Here is a 22,030-nt window from a genome sequence, read left to right on the forward strand (position 1 = left end):
CCCCTTGGCGGCGCTGCTGCGCCGCGCCGACGATCGTCGATCGAGGACCCAGCGTGGGCGGCGGAACCCGGCGGGCGGCGTCAAACGAGCTTGCGAGAGCCGCCCAGAGGGTTCCGCCGACCACGCGTCACCGAGCCCACCCAACCCGGCACCAACACGACCTTCTCCAGCGGCAGGAACGCCAACAGGCAGATGACGAGCGGCAGGAAGTGGATCTTCAGCAGCAGGTAGGTCGTGAGGTGGAAGCCACTGAAGATCGCGATCGCCAGGTAGAGCGCCCTGTCGCGCAGGAACAGCAGGATCGGCGAGAGCGTCTCGAGGATGATCAGCGCCCACTGCGAGGCGACGACCGCCCACGGCCAGCGCAGCAGCTGGTCGGCGAGGGAGGTTCCGCGGCGGACGAACGCCCAGGTGAAGATGGCGCTGTTCGGCCAGCCCCACCCGCCGAAGCGAATCTTCGCGACGGCCGAGAGGAAGTACGTCGCCACGACGCCGACCTGGATGCACCGCAACGCCCAGCCGGCGGCCTCGCTGACCCCGGTGTCCCGCCAGCGAGCCCGCCCGACCGTCGGCAGCACCAGCAGCGCGATCATCAGCGCGGTGTGGTCGTGGTCGATCTTCCCGTAGGAGAAGTTGTTGGAGACCCAGTCGAGCATCCCGGCGGCGCACACCCACCCGGCCAGTCTCGGCAGCCGCCCGGCCGCGGCGACCAGCGCGCTCACCACGATCACGAGGGCCAGCACCCGCACGTAGTCGTGGCTGGGCGCGGGCAGGTGGAACAGCGTGCGGATGCCCAGCGGCTTGTACAGCTGCTCGGGCGCGTCGCCGTGCGACCAGGCGCCGTTGGAGATCTTCCACATGTCGAACAGCACGAACAGGTAGATGGCGGTGCGCAGCACGGCCACCCGGGCCAGCGGCACCTCCGGCGCGGCCCAGCGTCGCAGCGCGTTCACGGCGTCCCGGCCAGGGGCTGCGGGTCGAGGGGGTCCACGACAGTCCAGGTCGCCAGCACCTCGTGCGTCGTCCCCGCGACCCGGCCGTCGTGCAGGTGCGTGACGTCGTCCACCAGCCGGACCTCGCGGTACCGCGGCCACTCCGGGTGCCGGCGGGCCGCGGCGACCGCGATGTCCTGCAGTCGTGCCGGGTCCGCCTGGATGAGTTTCGCCTGGTCCTCGATCTCGGCTCTCCGCAGCCCGACGCCGCCGGGGGTGAGCGGAACCCGCACCGTGTCGCCGTCCACCGTGACCGCCTCGACACCGGGGGAGTTGACCTGCCCGTCGTCCGGTACCGAGAACGCGTACTGGCCCATCGACCCGAACGGCCACTCGCGGTCGCTGCCGACTAGCGTGCCCAGCAGCAGGGCGACCGAACCGACGAGCAGCAGGGTGAGCCGCCAGGCGTAGGAGGCCCTGCTCACGGGGCCGGGACGTCGTCCGGGGCCGCCGTCGCGCGTCGCGCACGCCACCAGGCGAACAGCCGGTCGCGATACTCCTCCAGCGGCAGGAAGGCCAGCAGCATCACCAGGTGCGGCCAGAAGGCGATGGTGATGGCGGAGTAGGTGGCCGCGTGGAACAGGTACCAGCCCAGCACCATGAGCCGACGCCAGCGCTCGGGCACGAAGAAGATCGTCCAGGACAGCAGCTCGGCGGCCATGATCAGCCACTGGCTCAGGTGCAGCAGCCACGGCACGTGCAGCAGCTGCTCGCCGAGCGGGGTGCCCCGGCGGACGACGGCGCGCGCCAGCGTCGCCGAGTTCACCCACTCGGGGCCGCCGAACCGCAGCTTGGCCACACCGGACAGGACGTACGTCGCGATGGCCCCGAGCTGGACGGCCCGGATCGCGAAGCCGGCCGCCTCGCTGAGCCGCTTGTCGTGCAGGTGCGCCGTGCCCACGGTCGGCAGCAGCAGCAGGGCGAGGATGAAGTCGCCGCGGTCGTGGTCGACCTTGCCGTAGGCGAACGCGACGTACTGGTACCAGGCCCAGGTCAGGGCCACGAACCACCCGGCCGCCCGCGGGTAGCGCCCGGTCATGGCGACGAGTGCGCCGACGACCGAACCCCACTTGAGCAGCTCGACGAGTAGCACCGTCGCGGCCGGCAGGTGGAAGATCGTCCCGATGTGCAGCGGCTCGTACCAGACCGGGTCGGCGTAGCCGTGGTACCAGCCGGACGTGTGCAGGAACACGACGTCGACGATCACGAACGCGTAGACCGCGAGCCGCAGCAGGGCCACCCGCTCCAGCGGCATGGGGGCGAACAGCCACCCGCGCAGCCGGTTCACGAGCCGGCCTGCCAGACGGCGATCTCGGTCTCGCGGACCTCACCGGTGGGGACGCGGTCCGCCAGCACGGTCTCGCGGCGCAGCAGCCGGACGGCGGACCACGGCTCGTCGTGCGGGCGCAGCCGGGCGTGGCTCGCGGCGAGGGTGCCGAGCATCGCGGGGTGGGCCTCGATCTGCCCGCTGCGACCCTCGACCTCGGCCCGGTTCAGCCCGATGGACGACGGGCTCAGGCCGACGTCGTGCCAGGCCGGGTCGGACTCGGTGCGGACCTGCACGGCGAACGCGATCACGGAGCCGGACGGCGCCGACGACGTCGCGAACATCCGCCAGGGCCCGAACGGCCACCAGTCGTCCTGACCGACCACGGAGCCGGCGAGGAACAGCAGGGAGAGGCCGCCGAGCACGCCGACCCGCCACGCACGACGACCAGGGCTCAGCCGAAGCGTCTCGTCGGCAGCCAGGCGGGTTCGCACCCGCCGATGCTAACCGTGCGCCGGGGTGTGGACCGGCGCATCCGCGCTGTCGGCGAGTATCCGTTCGGCCACGTTCGCGGGCACCGGATCGTGGCGCACGTAACCCCGAGTAAACACGCCGGTACCGTGCGCGACCGACCGCAGCTCGATGGCGTACCGGGCCAGCGACGTCGCCGGGACGTCGGCGCGCACGGTGCTGCGCCCGTTCCCCAGCGGCTCGGTGCCGGTCACCCGCCCCCGCCGCGACGACAGGTCCGTCATCACGGCGCCCACGTACTCGTCGTCCACCGTGATCTCCACCTCGTCCACCGGCTCGAGCAGCCGCAGCCCCGAGGCTGCGGCGTCCTCCAGCGCCAACCCGCCGGCCTGCGCGAACGCCGCGTCGCTGGAGTCGACCGAGTGCGACTTCCCGCCGGTCAGGGTGACGCGGACGTCCGTCAGCGGGTAGCCGGCCATCAGGCCGCGCTCGGCCCGGGCCCGCACACCCTTCTCCACGCTCGAGATGTACTGCCGCGGCACGGATCCGCCGACGACCTTGTCGACGAACTCCAGCCCGCTGCCCGGGGGCAGCGGCTCGACGTCGATCTCGCACACCGCGAACTGCCCGTGCCCGCCGCTCTGCTTGACCAGCCGGCCCCGCCCGGTGCCGGCCGACTGGAACGTCTCGCGCAGCGATACCCGGTGCGCGATGGCCTCGACCTGGACGCCGTAGCGGTCCTTGAGCCGGTCCAGCACGAGCGCGACGTGCGCCTCACCCATCGCCCACAGCACCAGCTGCTGGGTCTTGGGGTCGTGCTCGATCCGGACGGTCGCGTCCTCCACGGTGAGCCGGCCGAGAGACTCCGCCATCTTCTCCTCGTCCGACGGCGAGGCGGCCCGGATCGCCACGGGCAGCAAGGGTTCGGGCAGTACCCACGGCTCGATCAGCAACGGGTTGTCGATGTCGGACAACGTGTCGCTGGTCTCCGCCCGGGTCAGCCGAGCCACCGTGCAGATGTCGCCGGCGATGCAGCGGCCGGTCGGGCGCAGCGTCGCGCCGAGCGGGCTGGTGAGCACGCCCACCTTCTCGTCGACGTCGTGGTCCTCGTGGTTCTCCAGCGTCGCTCCCGCGAACCGTGCGCTGTGACCGGAGACGTGCACCGCGGTGTCCGGGTGCAGGGTGCCGGAGAAGACCCGCACCAGGCTGACCCGCCCGACGTACGCGTCGGTCGTGGTCTTGATGACCTCGGCGACCAGCGGCCCGCCCGGGTCGCAGCTGATCGGGCTACGCGGGTCGCCGTCCGGGCTGGTGACGGCGGGCAGCGGATGCGCCAGCGGTGACGGGAAGCCCTGGGCGAGGATCTCCAGCAGCTCGTGCACGCCCACGCCGTTCAGGCCGACCACCGGCAGCACCGGGAAGAAGGACCCCCGCGACACCGCCCGCTCCAGGTCGGGGACCAGGATCTCCAGCCCCACCTCCTCGCCGCCCAGGTAGCGGTCCATCAGGGCGTCGTCCTCGGACTCCTGGATGATCGCCTCGATGAGGTCCGAGCGCTTGCCCTCGACGAGCTCGCGGTGCTGCGGGTCGGCGTCGCGCACCTCGGGCGCCATCCGGCCGCTGTAGTCGTACAGCTGCAACGAGAGCAGGCCGATCAGCCCGGCCACGGGGTCGCTGTCCGACCCGGCCGCCCCCTCGTCGTGCAACGGCAGGTACAACGGCACCACGCCCTCGCCGAACACCCGCTGACACACCGCGACGGACTCGTCGAAGTCGGCTCGCGGCTGGTCGAGCTTGGTCACCACGACGGCCCGCGGCATGCCGACCGAGGCGCACTCGTCCCACAGCAGGGCGGTGGCGCCGTCCAGGCCGTCCACCGCCGAGATCACGAACAGGGCGGCGTCCGCACCGCGCAGCCCTGCGCGCAGCTCACCGACGTAGTCCGGGTGGCCGGGGGTGTCGATCAGGTTCAGCTTGATGCCGGCGTGCTCGGTGCTGGCGACCGCGACCGACACGGAACGGCGCTGCTTGCGGGCCTGCTCGTCGAAGTCCGTGACCGTCGTGCCGTCCTGCACCGTCCCCGGCCGGGAGACGGCACCGGTCGCGGCGAGCAACGCCTCGACCAGTGTCGTCTTGCCGCTGCCGGCATGACCGACGAGGACGACGTTGCGCACCCGCTCCGGTGCGGTGGCCTCGTGCGCCATGCATCCTCCCAAGCCTGGTCCGGCCGCCGAATGGTCCCGATCACGGCTCGTCCCACCCTGGCCCGAGCGACCCGCGGACACAAGCGCTCGACGCCGGTCGCTCAGGCCTGGATACGATCGGCCGGTGCTGAACCGCTTCGCGCGAGCCCTGTTCACCCGGCTGCTGACCCCCGTGGCCGGGTTCCTGCTGCGCCTGGGCATCAGTCCGGACGTCGTCACGCTGGTCGGCACCCTCGGCGTCAGCGCCGGGGCGCTGGCCCTGTACCCGACCGGTCACCTGCTCGCCGGGACGCTGGTGATCACCGCGTTCGTCTTCAGCGACACCGTGGACGGGATCATGGCGCGCGCCTCGGGACGGTCCAGCTCGTGGGGCGCCTACCTGGACTCCACGCTCGACCGGGTCGGGGACGCCGCCATCTTCGGGGGCCTCGTGCTGTGGTTCACCGGCGACGGCGACGACCGGCTCACCGGGGTGCTCGCGCTGGCCTGCCTGGCCTTGGGCGCGGTCGTGTCGTACTCCAAGGCGCGGGCCGAGGGGCTCGGGATGACCGCCAACGTCGGCATCGCCGAGCGGGCGGACCGGCTGGTCGCCGTTCTGGTCACCACCGGCCTCGTCGGCCTCGGCCTGCCCGTCGTGGTGCTGACCGTCGTGCTGGGCGTGCTCGCCCTGGCCAGCCTGATCACGGTGGTGCAGCGCATGCTCGAGGTCCGCCGGCAGGCGCTGCGGTCCGCTCCGCCGGCCAGCCCGTGACCCCTGCGCCCGGCCCCGTCGGCCCCAGCCGCCTCGAGCGCGCGCGGGAGCGGCTCGGCTACCTGGCGTACTCCGCCGGGTGGCGCATCGTGCGGCTGCTGCCCGAGGCCGTGGCGTACCGGACCTTCGACGGCATCGCCGACCTCGCCTGGCGGCGGCGGGGCAGCGGCGTCCAGCGCCTCGAGGCGAACCTGGCCCGGGCCCGGCCCGACCTGGATGCCGACGACCTGCACGAGCTCGCCCGCAGTGGCCTGCGCTCGTACCTGCGCTACTGGTGCGACAGCTTCCGGCTGCCGGACTGGGACGAGCAGCGCATCGTCTCCACCGTCCGCACCGAGGGCGACGAGCCCGTCCGGGCGGCGCTCGCGTCCGGGCAGGGCGTCGTCATGTTCCTGGGGCACCTGGGCAACTGGGACCACGCCGGCGCCTGGGCGACCCTGCAGCTGCAGCCCGTCACCACGGTTGCCGAGCGGCTCAAGCCCGAGCAGCTGTTCGACCGGTTCGTGACCTTCCGCGAGCGGCTCGGCATGACGATCATCCCGCTGACCGGCGGCTCGGACGTCTTCCGCTCCCTGCTCCGGGTGCTGCGGGGCGGCGGTTTCGTGCCGCTGCTCGCCGACCGCGACCTGACCGACGGCGGGGTCGAGGTGGACTTCCTCGGTGAGCCCGCACGGATGGCGGTCGGGCCAGCCGCACTGGCCCTGGCGACCGGCGCCGCGTTGTTCGCCGTGACGATCCGGTACGAGCCCACGTCCCGGGGCCGGCACGGGATCGTCATCACGTGGCACCCGCAGATCGCCACGGACGACGTCGGTACGGGGCGCGCGGCGGTCACCGCCCTGACCCAGCGCTGCGCGGACCACCTCGCCGCCGCGATCCGGTCCCACCCGCAGGACTGGCACATGCTGCAGCGGGTGTTCACCGCCGACCTCGACCCGGCCCGCGTCACCAGCACGAGGCCGGCATGAGGATCGGCATCGTCTGCCCCTACTCGTTCGACGTCCCCGGCGGGGTGCAGTTCCACGTCCGGGACCTGGCGGAGCACCTGATCGGGCAGGGGCACGTGGTCAGCGTGCTCGCCCCGGCGGACGACGATACCCCGGTCCCGTCGTACGTGAGCCCGTCGGGCCGTGCGGTTCCGGTGCCCTACAACGGATCCGTGGCAAGGGTGAACTTCGGCCCGGTGAGCGCCCGCCGGGTGCGCCGGTGGCTGGAGGCCGGGCAGTTCGACGTCCTGCACATCCACGAGCCGGTGACGCCGAGCCTGTCGCTGCTCGCGCTGTGGGCGTACGACGGCCCGATCGTGGCGACCTTCCACACCTCGAACCTGCGCTCGCGCGCCATGCAGGCGGCCTACCCGCTGATGCGGCCCAGCCTGGAGAAGATCAGCGCCCGCATCGCGGTCAGCGAGGACGCCCGGCACACCGTCACCACCCACATCGGGGGCGACGCGGTGGTCATCCCGAACGGCGTGTTCGTCGACCGGTTCGCGGATGCCCCGGTGCGGCCGGAGTGGCAGGGCACGGCGGACGCCCCGACCGTCGCCTTCGTCGGCCGGCTCGACGAACCGCGCAAGGGACTGCCGGTGCTGTTCGAGGCTATGCCGAGCGTGCTCGCCGACCGGCCCGGCCTGCGCCTGCTGGTCGCCGGCCGCGGCGACGCCGAGGAGGCCGCGGAGCTGCTCGCGCCGAACCTGCGCCCCGCGGTCGAGTTCCTGGGCATGGTCGACGACCAGGCCAAGGCGTCCCTGCTGCGCTCGGTCGACCTCTACGTCGCGCCGCACACCGGCGGTGAGAGCTTCGGCATCGTGCTGGTCGAGGCGATGAGCGCCGGAGCGCCGGTGCTGGCCAGCGAGCTGGACGCCTTCCGTCGGGTGCTGGACGACGGCGCCCTCGGCGCGCTCTTCGGCACCGGTGACCCGGTCGACCTCGCCTCGTCCCTGAGTGCCCTGCTGGCCGACGAGCCGCGGCGTGCCCAGCTGAGCGCGGCAGCGTCCGTCGCCGTCCGGCGCTACGACTGGTCCGTCGTCGCGCGCGACGTCCTGGCCGTGTACGAGACGGTCCTCGGCGGCGGCCACGTCGAGGCCGACCTGCTCGGAGGGACCCCATGAACCTGCCCACGGTGCTCGCCATCCTGCTGGTGCTGGCGCTGCTGGCCTGGTACCTGTCCTTCCAGGCCAGCCGGCTCGACCGCCTGCACCACCGGGTCGAGGGGGCGAAGAACGCCCTGGACGCGCAGCTGGTCCGGCGGGCCGAGGCCGCGATCGAGCTGGCCACCTCGGGCGCGCTGGACCCGGCGTCCGGGCTGCTGGTCACCGATGCGGCGTCCCGGGCGCTCGAGGCCGGTGAGCTGGACGCCCTCGTGCACCACGACAAGGACGCCGGACCGGTCCTGCTCGTGCTCGGTGAGCGGGAGTCGGCGGAGTCCGACCTGTCCCGGGCGCTGCGCGCCACCCTGCCGGGCACGCTGCCGGCCACGCTCAGCGCCGACCCGAGGGTGGGGCCGCTGGTCGACCGGCTCGGCGCCGCGTGCCACCGGGTCCGGCTCGCCCGCCGGTTCCTGAACGGCGCCGTCACCGACGCCACCCGGGTGCGCGGCAAGTGGGTCGTGCGCTGGGCCCGGCTCGCCGGACGGGCCGACCTGCCCGGAACCTTCGAGATGGACGACGACCCGCCCGAGGCGCTCGCCCACTGAACGTCGCCCACTGAGCGTCGCCCACTGAGCGTCGTCCACTGAGCTGCTGACGAGGTGGCAGGGCCCGCGCGTCTCGGGCTACAGGATGGGTACGGACGGCGGCGCGCTGGCCCGTACGATGGGGGGACCTGAGTCCTTTCGAGCTTGTGAGGTCAACACCGTGTCCAGCGAGACCACTGCGCCCGTCACCGGCACCGCCCGCGTCAAGCGCGGCATGGCCGAGATGCTCAAGGGCGGCGTCATCATGGACGTCGTCAACGCCGAGCAGGCGAAGATCGCCGAGGACGCCGGCGCGGTCGCCGTCATGGCGCTCGAGCGCGTCCCGGCCGACATCCGCGCCCAGGGCGGCGTGTCCCGGATGAGCGACCCGGACATGATCGACGGCATCATCGAGGCCGTCTCGATCCCGGTCATGGCCAAGGCCCGGATCGGCCACTTCGTCGAGGCCCAGGTGCTGCAGTCGCTGGGCGTCGACTACGTGGACGAGTCCGAGGTGCTCACCCCCGCCGACTACGCCAACCACATCGACAAGTGGCAGTTCACCGTGCCGTTCGTGTGCGGTGCCACCAACCTGGGCGAGGCGCTGCGCCGGATCACCGAGGGCGCGGCGATGATCCGGTCCAAGGGCGAGGCCGGCACGGGTGACGTGTCCAACGCGACCACGCACATGCGCAAGATCGGCGGCGAGATCCGTCGGCTGAGCACGCTGGCCGAGGACGAGCTGTACGTCGCCGCCAAGGAGCTCCAGGCGCCGCTCGAGCTGGTCCGCGAGGTCGCCGAGAAGGGCAAGCTGCCCGTCGTGCTGTTCACCGCCGGCGGCATCGCCACCCCGGCCGACGCGGCCATGATGATGCAGCTCGGCGCCGAGGGCGTGTTCGTCGGCTCCGGCATCTTCAAGTCCGGCAACCCCGCCCAGCGCGCCGAGGCGATCGTGAAGGCCACCACCTTCTTCGACGACCCCGACGTGCTCGCGAAGGTCTCCCGCGGCCTCGGCGAGGCGATGGTGGGTATCAACGTCGACGAGATCCCCGAGCCGCACCGGCTCGCCGAGCGCGGCTGGTAGTAGGGGTCCGCGCACCCGACGAAGCCCCGGCCGCCGACTCTCGCAAGCTCGTTTGACGTCGGCGGCCGGGGCTTCGTCGTGTGCGCTCGGTTCTCAGGCGGGCCGGGTGGGGCGGGTGGTCAGGTGACCGTGGAGCGGGTGGTGAAGCGCGCCTCGAGGTGCTCGTCGTTGGCCAGGACCTCGGCGAGGTGCTGCGCCGCCGCCAGCGCGTCCGCGTGCGAGAGGTACAGCGGCGCGAAGCCGAGCCGGATGATGTCGGGCTCGCGGAAGTCGCCGATCACTCCGCGGGCGATCAGGGCCTGCACCACGGCGTACGCCTGGGGGTGCCGCAGCGCGACCTGCGAGCCGCGTCGGACGTCGTCCAGCGGGGTCGCGAGCACCGCGTCCGGCACGAGGTCGCGCAGGCACTCGACGAAGAACCCGGTGAGCGACAACGACTTCGCGCGCACCTGGGTCATGTCCAGCCCGTCGTAGGCGCGCAGCGCCTCCTCCAGCGCCAGCATCGACAGCAGCGGGGGAGTGCCGACCCGCGCGCGGGCGATCCCCTCCGCCGGCGCGAAGCTCCCTTCCATCGCGAACGGCCGCGCGTGCCCGTGCCACCCCGTCAGCGGCTGGTCGAAGTCGCCCTGGTGCCGGGTGGCGACGTACACGAAGGCGGGTGCACCCGGTCCACCGTTGAGGTACTTGTAGCCGCAGCCGACGGCGAGGTCGACGCTGTGCTCGTCCAGGCCCACCGGCACGACACCGGCCGAGTGGCACAGGTCCCACAGGGAGAGCGCTCCGGCGGCCTGGGTGGCGGCGGTGATGCCCGGCAGGTCCCACAGCTCGCCGGTGCGGTAGTCGACGTGCGACAGCGAGACCAGCGCGACCTCGTCGCCGCGCTCGCGCAGGACGTCGGGCACGCCGTCCGGGCGCGAGTGCACGATCTCCAGCCCGGCCAGCGCCGCCGCTCCCTCCAGCACGTACTGGTCGGTGGGGAACACGCCCGGGTCGCTCACCACCACGCGCCGACCCGGGCGCATCCGGGACGCCGCCACGTAGCACTTGAAGAGGTTCACCGACGTCGTGTCGCCCACGCTGATCTGGCCGGCGGCGGACCCGACCAGGGCGCCGACGGCGTCCCCGATGCGAGTGGGGGCGCCCCACCAGTCGTGGGTGTTCCAGGACGCGATCAGGTCGGTGCCCCACTGCTGCCGGACGACGTCCGCGACCGCGGCCGGGACGCTGGCCGGCAGGGCGCCGAGGGAGTTCCCGTCGAGGTAGATGACGCCCTCGGGCAGCGCGAACCGCTCTCGGGCGTGGGCGACCGGGTCGGCCGCGTCGAGGGCGGTGGCACGAGCGGTCAGCCCGGCGAGGTCGGCAGCGGCGTCGGTGCTCATGGACGAACGGTAGCGGCCGGGCTCAGCGGGCCTGCCGTCGCCAGGTCCCGGCGTCGATGGCGTAGAGGACGTGCCGCTGGCCCTCCCAGCCCGGCGTCCGCGGGTGGTCGAAGTCGCGCTCCGGGCGATGCGTGAGGCCGAGCTTGGTCATCACCCGGCGGGAGCTCGCGTTGCGGGTCGTGGTGAACGAGACCACCTCGTCCAGGCCCAGCCCGTCGAACGCGACCTCCAGCGCGGCGCGGGCCGCCTCGGGCGCGAAACCCTGACCCCAGTGCGGGTGGGCGAGCCGCCAGCCGACCTCGACGCACGGCGACGGCAGCAGGTCGGGCGTCGGGTTGAGCCCGGTGAACCCGATGAAGTCGCCGGTGTCCAGCCGCTCCACCGCCCACAGTCCCCAGCCGTGCGCGACCAGCTGCGCCTCGAGCCGGTCCAGCATGGCGTCGCTCGCCGCCAGGTCCAACGCGTTCGGGAAGTGGCGCATGACCTCGGGGTCGGCGTTGAGCGCGGCGTACGGCTCGCGGTCGGCGTCCCTCCAGTGCCGCAGGAGCAGCCGGTCCGTGCGGATCTCGTCGAATCGCGGGCCCATGCAGGCACCGTACGGCGGCGCCCCTAGGCTTGACGACCGTGAGCAGCGACCCCGTCATCGGCGTCCTCGCCCTGCAGGGCGACGTGCGCGAGCACCTGTCCGTCCTCGCGGCGACCGGTGCGCTGGCCCGACCGGTACGCCGGCCCGCCGAGCTGGAGGGCCTGCAGGGCATCGTGCTGCCCGGCGGGGAGTCGACCACCATCGACAAGCTGTCCCGGATCTTCGAGCTGCGCGACCCGCTGGTGGCAGCCCTGCGGGCCGGGCTGCCGGCCTACGGCTCGTGCGCGGGCATGATCATGCTGGCCGACCGCATCCTGGACGGCCGGTCCGACCAGCAGACGTTCGGTGGCCTGGACATCACGGTCCGGCGCAACGCCTTCGGCCGGCAGGTGGCCTCGTTCGAGGAGGACCTGCACCTGGAGGGGGTGCCCGGCGGCCCGGTCCGTGCCGTGTTCATCCGCGCGCCGTGGGTGGAGGAGGCGGGCGAGTCCGTCGAGGTCATCGGGCGCGTCGAGGACGGTCCGGCCGAAGGTAGGATCGTCGCCGTCCGCCAGGGCGGGCTGCTGGCGACGTCGTTCCACCCCGAGGTGACGGGCGACGCCCGCGTGCACGAGCTGTTCGTCGAGATGGTGAGGGAGCGTTCATGAGCGGCCACTCCAAGTGGGCGACCACCAAGCACCAGAAGGCGGCCAAGGACGCCAAGCGCAGCAAGGTGTTCGCGAAGCTGATCAAGAACATCGAGGTCGCGGCGCGCACCGGTGGCGGCGACCCGGCGGGCAACCCCACCCTGTACGACGCCATCCAGAAGGCGAAGAAGACCTCGGTCCCGAACGAGAACATCGACCGCGCGGTCAAGCGCGGCTCCGGGGCCGAGGCGGGCGGCTCCGACTGGCAGACGATCATGTACGAGGGCTACGGCCCCGGCGGGGTGGCGTTCCTGGTCGAGTGCCTCACCGACAACAAGAACCGTGCCGCGATGGAGGTCCGCACCGCGCTGACCCGCAGCGGCGGCAGCCTGGCCGACCCCGGCAGCGTGGCGTACCTGTTCTCCCGCAAGGGCGTCGTCCTGCTCGACAAGACCCAGGACGGTCGCGCGCTCAGCGAGGACGCCATCCTGGACGCGGTGCTGGACGCCGGCGCCGAGGAGGTCAACGACAACGGCGAGACCTGGGAGGTCGTGAGCGAGCCGACCGACCTGGTCGCCGTCCGCACCGCCTTGCAGGACGCCGGGATCGACTACGAGTCGGCCGAGGCGCAGTTCGTGCCGAGCACCCAGATCGAGCTCGACGTCGACGGCGCCAAGAAGGTCTTCAAGCTGATCGACGCGCTGGAGGACAGCGACGACGTGCAGAACGTCTACGCCAACTTCGACGTCAGCGACGAAACGATGGAGCTGGTCGACGCCTGAGCCGGCAGCGCCGGTGCTGGTCGCGCCGGGGCCGTTCGCGGACGGACCAGATCAGCTGCCCAGCCCGTACATGACCTCGGGCGGCAGGTAGGGCGGCGGCGGGTCCTCGTGCGGCGCACTCGCGGGCACGGACGTCGTCCACGTCGAGGGCGCCGGCGCGGCGGGCAGTCGGGAGTAGTCCCGGACCAGCTCCTGCGCCTGCGAAATCGGGGCCATGAGCGTCAGTGTGCGGGCCGTCGGCCAATCTGTCGAGACCCTGCGCGTGCTCCGGCGCGCCGACCCGCCCGCGGGCCCGCGCGTGTGTAGCGTTGGCGCCCGAACAGGTGTTCGGACGACTGGAGGACTGCGTGCGCGTGCTGGGCGTCGACCCCGGGCTGACCCGCTGTGGTGTGGGCGTGGTCTCCGGAGCGCCGGGCCGGCCACTGGACCTGGTGGCCGTCGGGGTCGTCCGCACCCCCGCAGACCTACCGGTGGCGCTGCGGCTGGTCCAGCTCGAGCGGGCGCTCGAGGAGTGGCTGGACGCGACGGACCCCGACGCGGTAGCCGTCGAGCGCGTCTTCAGCCAGCACAACGTCCGCACGGTGATGGGCACGGCGCAGGCCTCCGCGGTCGCGATGGTGGTCGCGGCCCGTCGTGGTCTGCCGGTCGCGCTGCACACCCCCAGCGAGGTGAAGGCCGCAGTGAGTGGCAACGGCCGCGCGGACAAGGCCCAGGTGGCCGCGATGGTGACCCGGCTGCTGCGGCTCGACGCCGCCCCCAAGCCGGCCGATGCCAGCGATGCGCTGGCCCTCGCGATCTGTCACGTGTGGCGCGGGGGCGCGAGCGCGCGGATCGAGGCCGCCCTGGCCAAGGCGCACGGCGGTGCCCGGTGATCGCCTCGGTCAGCGGCGTCGTCCAGCAGGTCAGCCTGGACGCTGCGGTGGTCTCCGTCGGCGGCGTCGGCCTGCTGGTGCAGGCCAGCCCGCGCACCCTGGCCGGCCTGCGCGAGGGCCAGCCGACGCTGCTGGCCACGTCGCTGGTGGTCCGCGAGGACTCGCTGACCCTCTTCGGCTTCGCGGACGACGACGAGCGGGCCACGTTCGAGGCGCTGCAGTCGGTGACCGGCATCGGCCCGCGCCTGGCGCTGTCCCTGCTCGCGGTGCACGACCCCGAGGCGCTGCGGCGGGCGGTGGCCACTGACGACCTGGCGGCGCTGCGCAAGGTCCCTGGGGTGGGCCTGAAGAGCGCCCAGCGGATGGTGCTCGAGCTCAAGGGCAAGCTCGGCCTGCCCGGCGGCCCCGGAGCCGCACCGCTGAATGAGCCCGAGCCGGACGACGAGGCCTGGCGTGGTCAGGTCCGCGACGCGCTCGTCGGGCTGGGCTGGGCGGCCAAGGCCGCCGACGACGCCATCGCGAAGGTGGCGCCGGCAGCCGGTGAGCCCGTCGACGTCCCGGCGGTGCTGCGGGCCGCCCTGCAGCGGCTGGGCCGCGCATGAGCCCGGCGCGCGACGTCCCCGACGACTTCGACCTGCCGCCCCGCGTCGTGACGCAGGACGCGGACGCCGAGGAGCGGGCGGCCGAGTCCGCGCTGCGCCCGACGAGCCTGGCCGAGCTGGTCGGCCAGACGCGGGTGCGCGACCAGCTCGACCTGGTGCTGCAGGCTGCCCGCCGGCGCGGGACCGCGCCGGACCACGTGCTGCTGTCCGGGCCGCCCGGGCTCGGCAAGACGACGCTCGCGCTGATCATCGGCGCCGAGATGTCGGCGCCTGTCCGGGTGACCAGCGGTCCGGCGATCCAGCACGCGGGGGACCTGGCCGCGATCCTGTCGTCGCTGGCCGAGGGCGAGGTGCTCTTCCTGGACGAGATCCACCGGATGTCGCGCCCCGCGGAGGAGATGCTCTACCTCGCCATGGAGGACTTCCGGGTCGACGTGGTGGTCGGCAAGGGGCCGGGGGCGACCGCGATCCCGCTGGAGCTGCCGCGCTTCACCCTGGTGGGCGCCACCACGCGCTCCGGCCTGCTGCCGGCGCCGCTGCGTGACCGGTTCGGCTTCACGGCCCACCTCGACTTCTACAGCCCGGTCGAGCTGGACGAGCTGCTGCACCGGTCCGCCCGACTGCTCGGCATCGAGCTGGACCAGGACGCCTCGACCGAGATCGCCGGGCGCTCGCGCGGCACGCCGCGCATCGCGAACCGGCTGCTGCGCCGGGTGCGGGACTGGGCCCAGGTGCATGGCGGTGGCCGCATCGACCTGGCCGCGGCCCGCGCCGCGCTGGAGCTCTACGACGTCGACGAGGCCGGGCTGGACCGCCTCGACCGCGCGGTCCTGCAGGCGCTGTGCACCCGGTTCGGCGGGGGACCGGTCGGCCTCGCGACCCTGGCCGTGTCGGTCGGCGAGGAGACCGAGACGGTCGAGACCGTGGTCGAGCCGTTCCTGGTCCGTGAGGGTCTGCTGCTGCGCACGCCGCGCGGGCGGGCCGCCACCCCCCAGGCCTGGGCGCACCTCGGCCTGACGCCGCCGAGGCCCACGCCGGGCGCGGCCGCGCAGCTCAACCTGCTCGAGGACGCACCCGATGGAACCTTCGGCACCGACGCCGACGTTGGTCCCTCAGGCGGCGAGCGCTTCCGCTGACCCAGCCGGCGGACCAGGACCATCGTTGCGATTCCGTGTCCGCGTTGGTTTGGTCGCCCGGCGACGCTCACATAGACTCGCCTGTTGGCCCAGCCGTCCACACGGGACGAACTGGACGTACCCGACATTGACCGACGCAGAGCGTCGCGGAAGGACCATGGGCGCGTGAAAGCTTCGGACCTGCTGATCTTCGCCTTGCCGGTGATCCTGCTGCTGTTCCTGTTCCAGTCCCAGCGCCGTCGGCAGCGGACGTTCACGTCGCTGCAGGACCAGCTCGCGGCCGGCCAGGAGGTCGTCACGACGTCCGGGCTGTACGGCCGCATCGTCAGCCTCGACGAGCGCGTCGTCGTGCTCGAGACCGGTCCGGGCCAGACCGTGCGGTGGGACCGCCGCGCGATCGCCAGCGTCGTTCCCGAAGACAGCGTGGTGCCGGGCGACGCGCCCACCCCCCCCGCAGACCCGGCGCCCGACGCCCAGAACGACGAGAAGTGAGCGCCTGACGTGGCTGGACCCAACAAGCGGCACGGTCGACCGAGCCGTCCCCTCCTCGCCCTCCTCGGGCTCATCCTGGTCCTGGGCGGCGTCATCGCCGCGCAGGTGAAGTGGGCCGACGGCCAGTGGACCCCGCAGCTCGGCCTCGACCTCGAGGGCGGCACCCAGATCGTGCTGCAGCCGGTCATCAAGGGCGGCGGCAAGGTGGACGACGCGACGCTGCGGCAGTCGGTGGACATCATCCGGGCCCGCATCGACGGCTCGGGTGTCGGCGAGGCCGAGATCACCACCGAGGGCGGCCGCAACATCGTGGTCGCGGTGCCCGGCAAGGTGACCGACGCCCAGCGCCGCCTGATCACCCAGTCCTCGCAGCTGCAGTTCCGGCCGGTGCTCGCCGAGGCGGCCGCGCAGCCCACGCCGACCGCCACGTCCACCGCGACGTCCACCCCGAGTGGCACCGCGACGGGTACGGCGACGCCCAAGGCGACCGCGACGGCCACGGCCAGCCCCACCACGAGCAGCGAGAAGGCGGCACTGCCGCAGTCCCTGCTGAAGAGCGGGACGACCGCGACCCCGTCCGCGACGCCCACGGCATCCGCGTCGCCGACCGCCTCCGGTGCAGTCACCCCGGCGCCGAAGCCGACCAGCCCGAGCGACCTGAACCAGATCACTCCGCAGATCCAGGCCCAGTTCGAGGCCGAGACGTGCTCGGACGCGACGAAGCTGCCGGACAGCCAAGCCGATCCGAACGCACCGCTGGTGACCTGCTCCGCGGATCTGTCGACCAAGTACATCCTCGGCCCCGTCGAGGTGGACGGCAGCGACATCAAGAGTGCGACTGCGGGTCTGCAGCAGCTGCAGAACGGTGGCACCTCCACCACCTGGGAGATCCAGCTCGCCTTCAACGGCGAGGGCACGGACAAGTTCTCCGAGACGACGACGCGGCTCTACACCCTGACGCCGCCGCAGAACCAGTTCGCCATCGTGCTCGACGGGCGAGTCATCTCGGCTCCGCAGACCAACGAGCCGATCACCGGTGGCACCGCCTCGATCACGGGCAACTTCACCCAGAAGAGCTCGCTGGAGCTGGCGAACCAGCTGAAGTACGGCGCTCTCCCGCTCTCGTTCACCAAGCAGACGGAAGAGGAGATCAGCCCGCTGCTCGGCAAGGAGCAGCTCCAGCGCGGTCTGATCGCCGGTCTGATCGGCCTGCTGCTCGTGGTGCTCTACTCGCTGCTGCAGTACCGCGCCCTCGGCTTCGTGACGGTGGCGTCGCTGCTGGTCGCGGGGGTGATCACCTACGAGGTCGTCGTCGTGCTCGGCAACTCGTCGGGCCTGCGGCTGACCCTGGCCGGGATCACCGGTCTGATCGTGTCGATCGGTGTCACCGCCGACTCGTTCATCGTCTACTTCGAACGGGTCCGGGACGAGGTGCGTGACGGACGTAGCCTGCGCTCGGCCGTGGACACCGGGTGGAAGCGGGCCCGACGCACGATCCTGGCGGCGGACTCGATCAACTTCCTCGCTGCGGTCGTGCTGTACATCCTGGCCGCCGGTGGCGTGCGCGGGTTCGCGTACACGCTCGGCCTGGCCACGATCATCGACGTCGTCGTCGTCGTGCTCTTCACCCACCCGCTGCTGACCATCCTGGCCCGGACGAAGTTCTTCGGTCAGGGTCATCGCTGGTCCGGTCTCGACCCCGAGCGCCTCGGTGCCGGGACGGCGATCGGTGTGAAGGCCAACCTCGGCACCATCGCCTCGCGTCGCGCCGCCGCCGCCACGACCCCCCAGGACGCCTGATGTTCAGCTTCGCCGCATTCGGCAACCAGCTCTACACGGGCGAGCGCTCGATCGAGGTCGTGCGCCGCCAGAAGATCTGGTACGCGATCTCGGCCGTGATCCTGCTGCTGTCCCTGGTCGCGCTGCTGACCCGCGGTCTCGTTCTGGGGCTGGAGTTCACCGGCGGCACGGAGTTCCGCGTCGTGTCGGTGCAGACGACGAACACCATCCCCGGTGCGGACGCCGTCACCGAGGGAGCCCCGGGCGCCGAGGCCAACGTGACCACCGTCGGCAGCTCCTCGATCCGCGTGCAGACCGACGAGCTCACCGACGCCCAGATCGACAAGGTCACCGCCGCGCTCGCCAAGGCGTACGGCGTGCCGGAGGACAACGTCACGGTCTCCACCGTGGGTCCGTCGTGGGGTCAGACCGTGTCCAAGAAGGCGATCCAGGGTCTGGTCGTCTTCCTGATCCTGGTGGCGCTGTTCATCTCGGTCTACTTCCGCACCTGGAAGATGGCGCTGTCCGCGATCATCGCTCTCGTGCACGACCTGTTCATCACGGTCGGCATCTACGCCTTGGTCGGGTTCGAGGTGACCCCTGCGTCCGTCATCGGGTTCCTGACGATCCTCGGGTACTCCCTGTACGACACCGTCGTGGTGTTCGACAAGGTGCGCGAGAACACCGACCACATCACGACGCAGACGAAGCGCACCTACTCCGAGGCCGCGAACCTCGCCGTCAACCAGACGCTGGTGCGGTCCATCAACACCTCCGTGGTGGCGCTGCTGCCGGTCGGGTCGATCCTGTTCATCGGGGCCTTCTGGCTCGGTGCGGGCACGCTGAAGGACCTGTCGCTGGCGCTGTTCGTCGGTATCGCCACCGGTACGTACTCGTCCATCTTCATCGCGACCCCGTTGCTCGCGGACCTGCGTGAGCGCGAGCCCGAGATGAAGGCGCTGAAGAAGCGCGTGCTGTCCCGGCGCACCGGTGCCGTGGCCCCGACGGCCGGCGGCCGCGCCAGCCGCGCCGCCGCAGCGGGCACCGCCACCGCGGTGCTCGAGCGCGACGTGCAGGACGAGGCGGACTCGGACGACGCGGCACCGCCGGCGCCGCAGGACGGGCCCGGGTCCCGGCCGCGTCAGACGGGTCCGCGCAACCAGCCCAAGCGCAAGCCCCGCCGCAAGTGAGCCCTGCCTCCGACGCCGCGCCCACAGCGGCTGACCTGCTCGCCCGCTTCGTCCGGGACGTCCCGGACTTCCCGTCGGCCGGGGTGATGTTCAAGGACATCGCCCCGCTCCTGGCCGACGGGCCGGCCTTCGGTGCGGTCGTGGGCGATCTGGCCGACCGCTACCGCGGCACGGTCGACGCCGTCGTCGGGATCGAGGCCCGCGGGTTCATGCTGGCCGCGCCGGTCGCCGTGACGCTCGGAGTCGGCTTCGTGCCGGTCCGCAAGGCCGGGAAGCTGCCTGGCCCCGTGTGGGCCGCCGAGTACGCGCTCGAGTACGGCACGGCGGAGATCGAGGTCCAGCAGGACGCCTTCGGGGCGGGACGCCGGGTGCTGGTGCTGGACGACGTCCTGGCTACCGGGGGAACGGCCGAGGCCACCTGCGAGCTGGTCGAGCGAGCCGGCGCCGAGGTGGTCGAGCTCGCCGTCCTGCTCGAGCTGGCCTTCCTGAGCGGCCGCGACAAGCTGCCCGGTCGGCCGGTGCACGCCCTGCTGACCGTCTGACCCGTTCGCGCGGGAATCGCCCGCACACGTTGGGCCGTTTGCCTGGTTGTCCACAGGGCTGGGACGGTCTCGTGGGCTGATGCCCCCGGGTCCGTAGACTGGTTCGACGGTGGTAGGACGGCGGACGGAGCACACGTGTCAGATCCCACGCGCACGGCCACGAGCGCAGGCAGCGGCGAGGACGACGTCCCCGCCGCGGTGCCTGACGTCGTCGAGGCCGGCGCCGGGTCTGACCAGTCCGCGGACGACGCGTCGGTGCACACGGGTTCGATCCCGACGTCCAGCCGGGTGCGGGCCCGCCTGCACCGGCTGGGCGGGCAGCGCTCGGCCAGCAGCCCGGTGCTGGAGCCGCTCCTGCGCGCCGTGCGGGCCACCCACCCGAAGGCCGACGTCAGCGTCATCGAGCGCGCGTACGAGGTGGCCGAGCTGGCCCACCGCGGCCAGCAGCGCAACAGCGGCGACCCGTACATCACCCACCCGCTGGCGGTCGCCACGATCCTCGCCGAGCTGGGCATGACCGAGGCCACCCTCGCGGCGGCGCTGCTGCACGACACGGTGGAGGACACCGACTACACCCTGGACACGCTGCGCAAGGACTTCGGCGACGAGGTCGCGATGCTGGTCGACGGGGTGACCAAGCTCGACAAGGTCACCTACGGCGAGGCCGCGCAGGCCGAGACCGTCCGCAAGATGGTCGTGGCGATGGCCCGGGACATCCGGGTGCTGGTGATCAAGCTGGCGGACCGGCTGCACAACGCCCGGACGTGGCGCTACGTGTCGGTGGAGTCCGCCCAGCGCAAGGCGCGCGAGACCCTCGAGATCTACGCGCCACTGGCCCACCGGCTCGGCATGAACACCATCAAGTGGGAGCTCGAGGACCTCTCGTTCGCGACGCTCTACCCCAAGGTCTACGACGAGATCGTGCGGCTGGTCAGCGAGCGAGCACCGGCCCGCGAGGAGTACCTGGCGAAGGTCCGCGAGCAGGTCACGGCAGACCTGCGGGGCGCCAAGCTGAAGGCCACGGTGACGGGTCGGCCGAAGCACTACTACTCGATCTACCAGAAGATGATCGTCCGCGGCCGCGACTTCGAGGACATCTACGACCTGGTCGGCGTGCGGGTGCTGGTGGAGTCCGTGCGCGACTGCTACGCGGCGCTGGGTGCGCTGCACGCGCGGTGGAACCCGGTGCCAGGGCGGTTCAAGGACTACATCGCCATGCCCAAGTTCAACATGTACCAGTCGTTGCACACGACGGTCATCGGGCCGAGCGGCAAGCCGGTCGAGATCCAGATCCGCACCTTCACCATGCACCGCCGGGCCGAGTTCGGCGTTGCCGCGCACTGGAAGTACAAGGAGCAGCCGTCGGCGAGCGCACCGGCCGAGGTGGAGGCGGGCGCGACGGACATGGCCTGGCTGCGCCAGCTGCTCGACTGGCAGCGGGAGACCTCCGACCCCGGCGAGTTCCTCGACTCGCTGCGGTTCGAGATCAACGCCCGCGAGGTCTACGTGTTCACGCCCAAGGGTGACGTGGTGGCGCTGCCGGCCGGCGCGACGCCGGTGGACTTCGCGTACGCGGTGCACACCGAGGTCGGGCACCGCACCATCGGTGGTCGGGTGAACGGTCGCCTGGTGCCGTTGGAGTCGACGCTGGAGAACGGCGACGTCGTCGAGGTGCTGACGTCCAAGGCCGCCACCGCTGGCCCCAGCCGGGACTGGCTGGCCTTCGTGAAGAGTCCGCGGGCGCGCAACAAGATCCGCCAGTGGTTCAGCAAGGAGCGCCGCGAGGAGGCCATCGACCGCGGGAAGGACGAGATCGCCAAGGTGATGCGCAAGCAGCACCTGCCCCTGCAGCGGCTGATGTCGCACGAGTCCCTGCTGGCGATCGCGACCGAGCTCCGGTACGCCGACATCGACGCCCTGTACGCGGCGATCGGCGAGAGCCACGTGTCTGCGCAGAGCGTGGTGGCCAAGCTCGTCCAGTCCCTCGGCGGCGAGGAGGGGGCGAGCGAGGACCTGGCGGAGGCCACGCTGCCGAGCCGGGTCTCGCGCCGTCCTCGCACGGGCGACCCGGGCGTGGTGGTCAAGGGCGTGGACGACCTGTGGGTCAAGCTGGCTCGATGCTGTACGCCGGTGCCGGGCGACCCGATCATGGGCTTCGTCACCCGGGGCAGCGGGGTGTCCGTCCACCGCGATGACTGCACGAACGTCGCGGGGTTGCTCGCCGAGCCGGACCGCATCGTCGAGGTGGAGTGGGCGCCGTCGTCCGCGACCGTGTTCCTCGTCCAGATCCAGGTCGAGGCGCTGGACCGGTCCCGGCTGCTGTCGGACGTCACGCGGGTGCTGTCGGACGCGCACGTGAACATCCTGTCCGCCACCGTTCAGACGTCCCGGGACCGGGTCGCCGTCTCACGGTTCTCGTTCGAGATGGGCGACCCCGGTCACCTGGGGCACGTGCTCAACGCGGTCCGTCGCGTCGATGGCGTCTTCGACGCCTACCGGCTCACCGGAGGACGTCCCACGCCTACACAAAGTGACGCCTAATTACCCTGTGTGCAGCAAGCGCTACCGGAAAACGTCAAGTAGGCACGGCACCTGCCGACTC

The 22,030-nt window shown here is 72.2% G+C and carries 23 protein-coding genes; 15 read left to right on the forward strand and 8 right to left on the reverse strand.

Annotation, left to right across the window (positions count from 1 at the left end):
* Positions 1 to 80 precede the first annotated feature (80 nt).
* Genes ABEB17_RS10585 through ABEB17_RS10605 form a run of 5 tightly spaced genes read right to left on the reverse strand, consistent with a single transcriptional unit; the run spans position 81 to position 4,934 of the window.
* Positions 81 to 953, reverse strand: coding sequence for an HTTM domain-containing protein (locus ABEB17_RS10585; protein WP_345716660.1), 873 nt, complete (start codon positions 951 to 953; stop codon positions 81 to 83).
* Positions 950 to 1,417 carry a hypothetical protein gene (locus ABEB17_RS10590; RefSeq protein WP_345716661.1) on the reverse strand — a complete coding sequence of 156 codons (468 nt, stop codon included), beginning with the start codon at positions 1,415 to 1,417 and terminating at the stop codon, positions 950 to 952. The genes ABEB17_RS10585 and ABEB17_RS10590 overlap by 4 nt, the downstream gene beginning before the upstream one ends.
* Entirely contained in the window at positions 1,414 to 2,280 is an 867-nt protein-coding gene (locus tag ABEB17_RS10595) for an MFS transporter permease (RefSeq protein ID WP_345716662.1), read from the reverse strand. The genes ABEB17_RS10590 and ABEB17_RS10595 overlap by 4 nt, the downstream gene beginning before the upstream one ends.
* On the reverse strand, positions 2,277 to 2,753 hold the full coding sequence (locus tag ABEB17_RS10600; RefSeq protein WP_345716663.1) for a hypothetical protein: 477 nt from the start codon (positions 2,751 to 2,753) through the stop codon (positions 2,277 to 2,279). The genes ABEB17_RS10595 and ABEB17_RS10600 overlap by 4 nt, the downstream gene beginning before the upstream one ends.
* A gap of 9 nt (positions 2,754 to 2,762) precedes the next feature.
* A complete protein-coding gene (locus ABEB17_RS10605; protein ID WP_345716664.1) occupies positions 2,763 to 4,934 on the reverse strand; it encodes an elongation factor G-like protein EF-G2 in 2,172 nt (723 codons plus the stop codon).
* Between the two features lie 124 nt (positions 4,935 to 5,058).
* Here ABEB17_RS10605 and pgsA point away from each other — a divergent pair, with 124 nt between their 5' ends.
* The 5 genes from pgsA (at position 5,059) to pdxS (ending at position 9,442) form a co-directional block, all read left to right on the forward strand.
* Entirely contained in the window at positions 5,059 to 5,685 is a 627-nt protein-coding gene (gene pgsA / locus ABEB17_RS10610; protein ID WP_345716665.1) for a phosphatidylinositol phosphate synthase, read from the forward strand.
* The gene (locus tag ABEB17_RS10615; RefSeq protein ID WP_345716666.1) at positions 5,682 to 6,653 is read left to right on the forward strand and encodes a phosphatidylinositol mannoside acyltransferase; all 972 of its coding nucleotides are present in this window, start codon (positions 5,682 to 5,684) and stop codon (positions 6,651 to 6,653) included. The genes pgsA and ABEB17_RS10615 overlap by 4 nt, the downstream gene beginning before the upstream one ends.
* Entirely contained in the window at positions 6,650 to 7,795 is a 1,146-nt protein-coding gene (locus ABEB17_RS10620) for a glycosyltransferase family 4 protein (RefSeq protein ID WP_345716667.1), read from the forward strand. The genes ABEB17_RS10615 and ABEB17_RS10620 overlap by 4 nt, the downstream gene beginning before the upstream one ends.
* Positions 7,792 to 8,379, forward strand: coding sequence for a hypothetical protein (locus tag ABEB17_RS10625; RefSeq protein WP_345716668.1), 588 nt, complete (start codon positions 7,792 to 7,794; stop codon positions 8,377 to 8,379). Before ABEB17_RS10620 ends, ABEB17_RS10625 begins: the two co-directional genes overlap by 4 nt.
* 118 nt (positions 8,380 to 8,497) lie before the next feature.
* The gene (gene pdxS, locus ABEB17_RS10630) at positions 8,498 to 9,442 is read left to right on the forward strand and encodes a pyridoxal 5'-phosphate synthase lyase subunit PdxS (protein ID WP_378226966.1); all 945 of its coding nucleotides are present in this window, start codon (positions 8,498 to 8,500) and stop codon (positions 9,440 to 9,442) included.
* A 119-nt stretch (positions 9,443 to 9,561) separates the two neighbouring features.
* Here pdxS and kynU read toward each other — a convergent pair whose 3' ends face one another.
* Together kynU and ABEB17_RS10640 are read right to left on the reverse strand one after the other, a co-directional pair.
* The gene (gene kynU / locus ABEB17_RS10635) at positions 9,562 to 10,821 is read right to left on the reverse strand and encodes a kynureninase (RefSeq protein ID WP_345716670.1); all 1,260 of its coding nucleotides are present in this window, start codon (positions 10,819 to 10,821) and stop codon (positions 9,562 to 9,564) included.
* A gap of 22 nt (positions 10,822 to 10,843) precedes the next feature.
* Positions 10,844 to 11,407 carry a GNAT family N-acetyltransferase gene (locus tag ABEB17_RS10640; protein WP_345716671.1) on the reverse strand — a complete coding sequence of 188 codons (564 nt, stop codon included), beginning with the start codon at positions 11,405 to 11,407 and terminating at the stop codon, positions 10,844 to 10,846.
* 38 nt (positions 11,408 to 11,445) lie between these two features.
* Here ABEB17_RS10640 and pdxT point away from each other — a divergent pair, with 38 nt between their 5' ends.
* Both pdxT and ABEB17_RS10650 read left to right on the forward strand, forming a co-directional pair.
* A complete protein-coding gene (gene pdxT, locus ABEB17_RS10645) occupies positions 11,446 to 12,054 on the forward strand; it encodes a pyridoxal 5'-phosphate synthase glutaminase subunit PdxT (RefSeq protein WP_345716672.1) in 609 nt (202 codons plus the stop codon).
* Complete coding sequence (locus ABEB17_RS10650; RefSeq protein WP_345716673.1) at positions 12,051 to 12,815, forward strand: YebC/PmpR family DNA-binding transcriptional regulator; 765 nt, start codon at positions 12,051 to 12,053, stop codon at positions 12,813 to 12,815. Before pdxT ends, ABEB17_RS10650 begins: the two co-directional genes overlap by 4 nt.
* A 51-nt stretch (positions 12,816 to 12,866) precedes the next feature.
* On the opposite strand, the gene ABEB17_RS10655 is transcribed toward ABEB17_RS10650, so the two are convergent.
* Positions 12,867 to 13,031 carry a hypothetical protein gene (locus tag ABEB17_RS10655; protein WP_345716674.1) on the reverse strand — a complete coding sequence of 55 codons (165 nt, stop codon included), beginning with the start codon at positions 13,029 to 13,031 and terminating at the stop codon, positions 12,867 to 12,869.
* Between the two features lie 131 nt (positions 13,032 to 13,162).
* Between ABEB17_RS10655 and ruvC the strand changes: the two genes are divergently transcribed.
* From ruvC to ABEB17_RS10695, 8 genes are all read left to right on the forward strand, one after another.
* Positions 13,163 to 13,687, forward strand: coding sequence for a crossover junction endodeoxyribonuclease RuvC (ruvC, locus tag ABEB17_RS10660; RefSeq protein ID WP_345717327.1), 525 nt, complete (start codon positions 13,163 to 13,165; stop codon positions 13,685 to 13,687).
* On the forward strand, positions 13,684 to 14,289 hold the full coding sequence (ruvA, locus tag ABEB17_RS10665) for a Holliday junction branch migration protein RuvA (RefSeq protein WP_345716675.1): 606 nt from the start codon (positions 13,684 to 13,686) through the stop codon (positions 14,287 to 14,289). The genes ruvC and ruvA overlap by 4 nt, the downstream gene beginning before the upstream one ends.
* Positions 14,286 to 15,425, forward strand: coding sequence for a Holliday junction branch migration DNA helicase RuvB (gene ruvB, locus ABEB17_RS10670; protein WP_345716676.1), 1,140 nt, complete (start codon positions 14,286 to 14,288; stop codon positions 15,423 to 15,425). Before ruvA ends, ruvB begins: the two co-directional genes overlap by 4 nt.
* A gap of 165 nt (positions 15,426 to 15,590) precedes the next feature.
* On the forward strand, positions 15,591 to 15,917 hold the full coding sequence (gene yajC / locus ABEB17_RS10675) for a preprotein translocase subunit YajC (protein ID WP_345716677.1): 327 nt from the start codon (positions 15,591 to 15,593) through the stop codon (positions 15,915 to 15,917).
* Positions 15,918 to 15,926: 9 nt separating this feature from the next.
* Positions 15,927 to 17,717 (forward strand): protein translocase subunit SecD, encoded by a 1,791-nt coding sequence (gene secD, locus ABEB17_RS10680; RefSeq protein ID WP_345716678.1) that lies wholly within the window; start codon positions 15,927 to 15,929, stop codon positions 17,715 to 17,717.
* Entirely contained in the window at positions 17,717 to 18,886 is a 1,170-nt protein-coding gene (gene secF, locus ABEB17_RS10685) for a protein translocase subunit SecF (protein WP_345716679.1), read from the forward strand. The genes secD and secF overlap by 1 nt, the downstream gene beginning before the upstream one ends.
* The gene (locus ABEB17_RS10690) at positions 18,883 to 19,428 is read left to right on the forward strand and encodes an adenine phosphoribosyltransferase (protein ID WP_345716680.1); all 546 of its coding nucleotides are present in this window, start codon (positions 18,883 to 18,885) and stop codon (positions 19,426 to 19,428) included. Before secF ends, ABEB17_RS10690 begins: the two co-directional genes overlap by 4 nt.
* Before the next feature lie 255 nt (positions 19,429 to 19,683).
* Positions 19,684 to 21,969 carry a RelA/SpoT family protein gene (locus ABEB17_RS10695; RefSeq protein WP_345717328.1) on the forward strand — a complete coding sequence of 762 codons (2,286 nt, stop codon included), beginning with the start codon at positions 19,684 to 19,686 and terminating at the stop codon, positions 21,967 to 21,969.
* Positions 21,970 to 22,030 lie beyond the last annotated feature (61 nt).

It is taken from the genome of Angustibacter luteus (genome assembly GCF_039541115.1).
Classification (GTDB): Bacteria; Actinomycetota; Actinomycetes; order Actinomycetales; family Angustibacteraceae; genus Angustibacter; species Angustibacter luteus.

What these genes read in the sequence shown, in the direction of transcription:
- ABEB17_RS10655 (WP_345716674.1), bottom strand. Translation starts at nt 13,031, where the DNA reads ATGGCCCCGATTTCGCAGGCGCAGGAGCTGGTCCGGGACTACTCCCGA.
- ABEB17_RS10625 (WP_345716668.1), top strand. Translation starts at nt 7,792, where the DNA reads ATGAACCTGCCCACGGTGCTCGCCATCCTGCTGGTGCTGGCGCTGCTG.
- ABEB17_RS10650 (WP_345716673.1), top strand. Translation starts at nt 12,051, where the DNA reads ATGAGCGGCCACTCCAAGTGGGCGACCACCAAGCACCAGAAGGCGGCC.
- kynU (WP_345716670.1), bottom strand. Translation starts at nt 10,821, where the DNA reads ATGAGCACCGACGCCGCTGCCGACCTCGCCGGGCTGACCGCTCGTGCC.
- ABEB17_RS10605 (WP_345716664.1), bottom strand. Translation starts at nt 4,934, where the DNA reads ATGGCGCACGAGGCCACCGCACCGGAGCGGGTGCGCAACGTCGTCCTC.
- ABEB17_RS10640 (WP_345716671.1), bottom strand. Translation starts at nt 11,407, where the DNA reads ATGGGCCCGCGATTCGACGAGATCCGCACGGACCGGCTGCTCCTGCGG.
- ABEB17_RS10620 (WP_345716667.1), top strand. Translation starts at nt 6,650, where the DNA reads ATGAGGATCGGCATCGTCTGCCCCTACTCGTTCGACGTCCCCGGCGGG.
- secF (WP_345716679.1), top strand. Translation starts at nt 17,717, where the DNA reads ATGTTCAGCTTCGCCGCATTCGGCAACCAGCTCTACACGGGCGAGCGC.
- ruvB (WP_345716676.1), top strand. Translation starts at nt 14,286, where the DNA reads ATGAGCCCGGCGCGCGACGTCCCCGACGACTTCGACCTGCCGCCCCGC.
- pdxS (WP_378226966.1), top strand. Translation starts at nt 8,498, where the DNA reads ATGGGGGGACCTGAGTCCTTTCGAGCTTGTGAGGTCAACACCGTGTCC.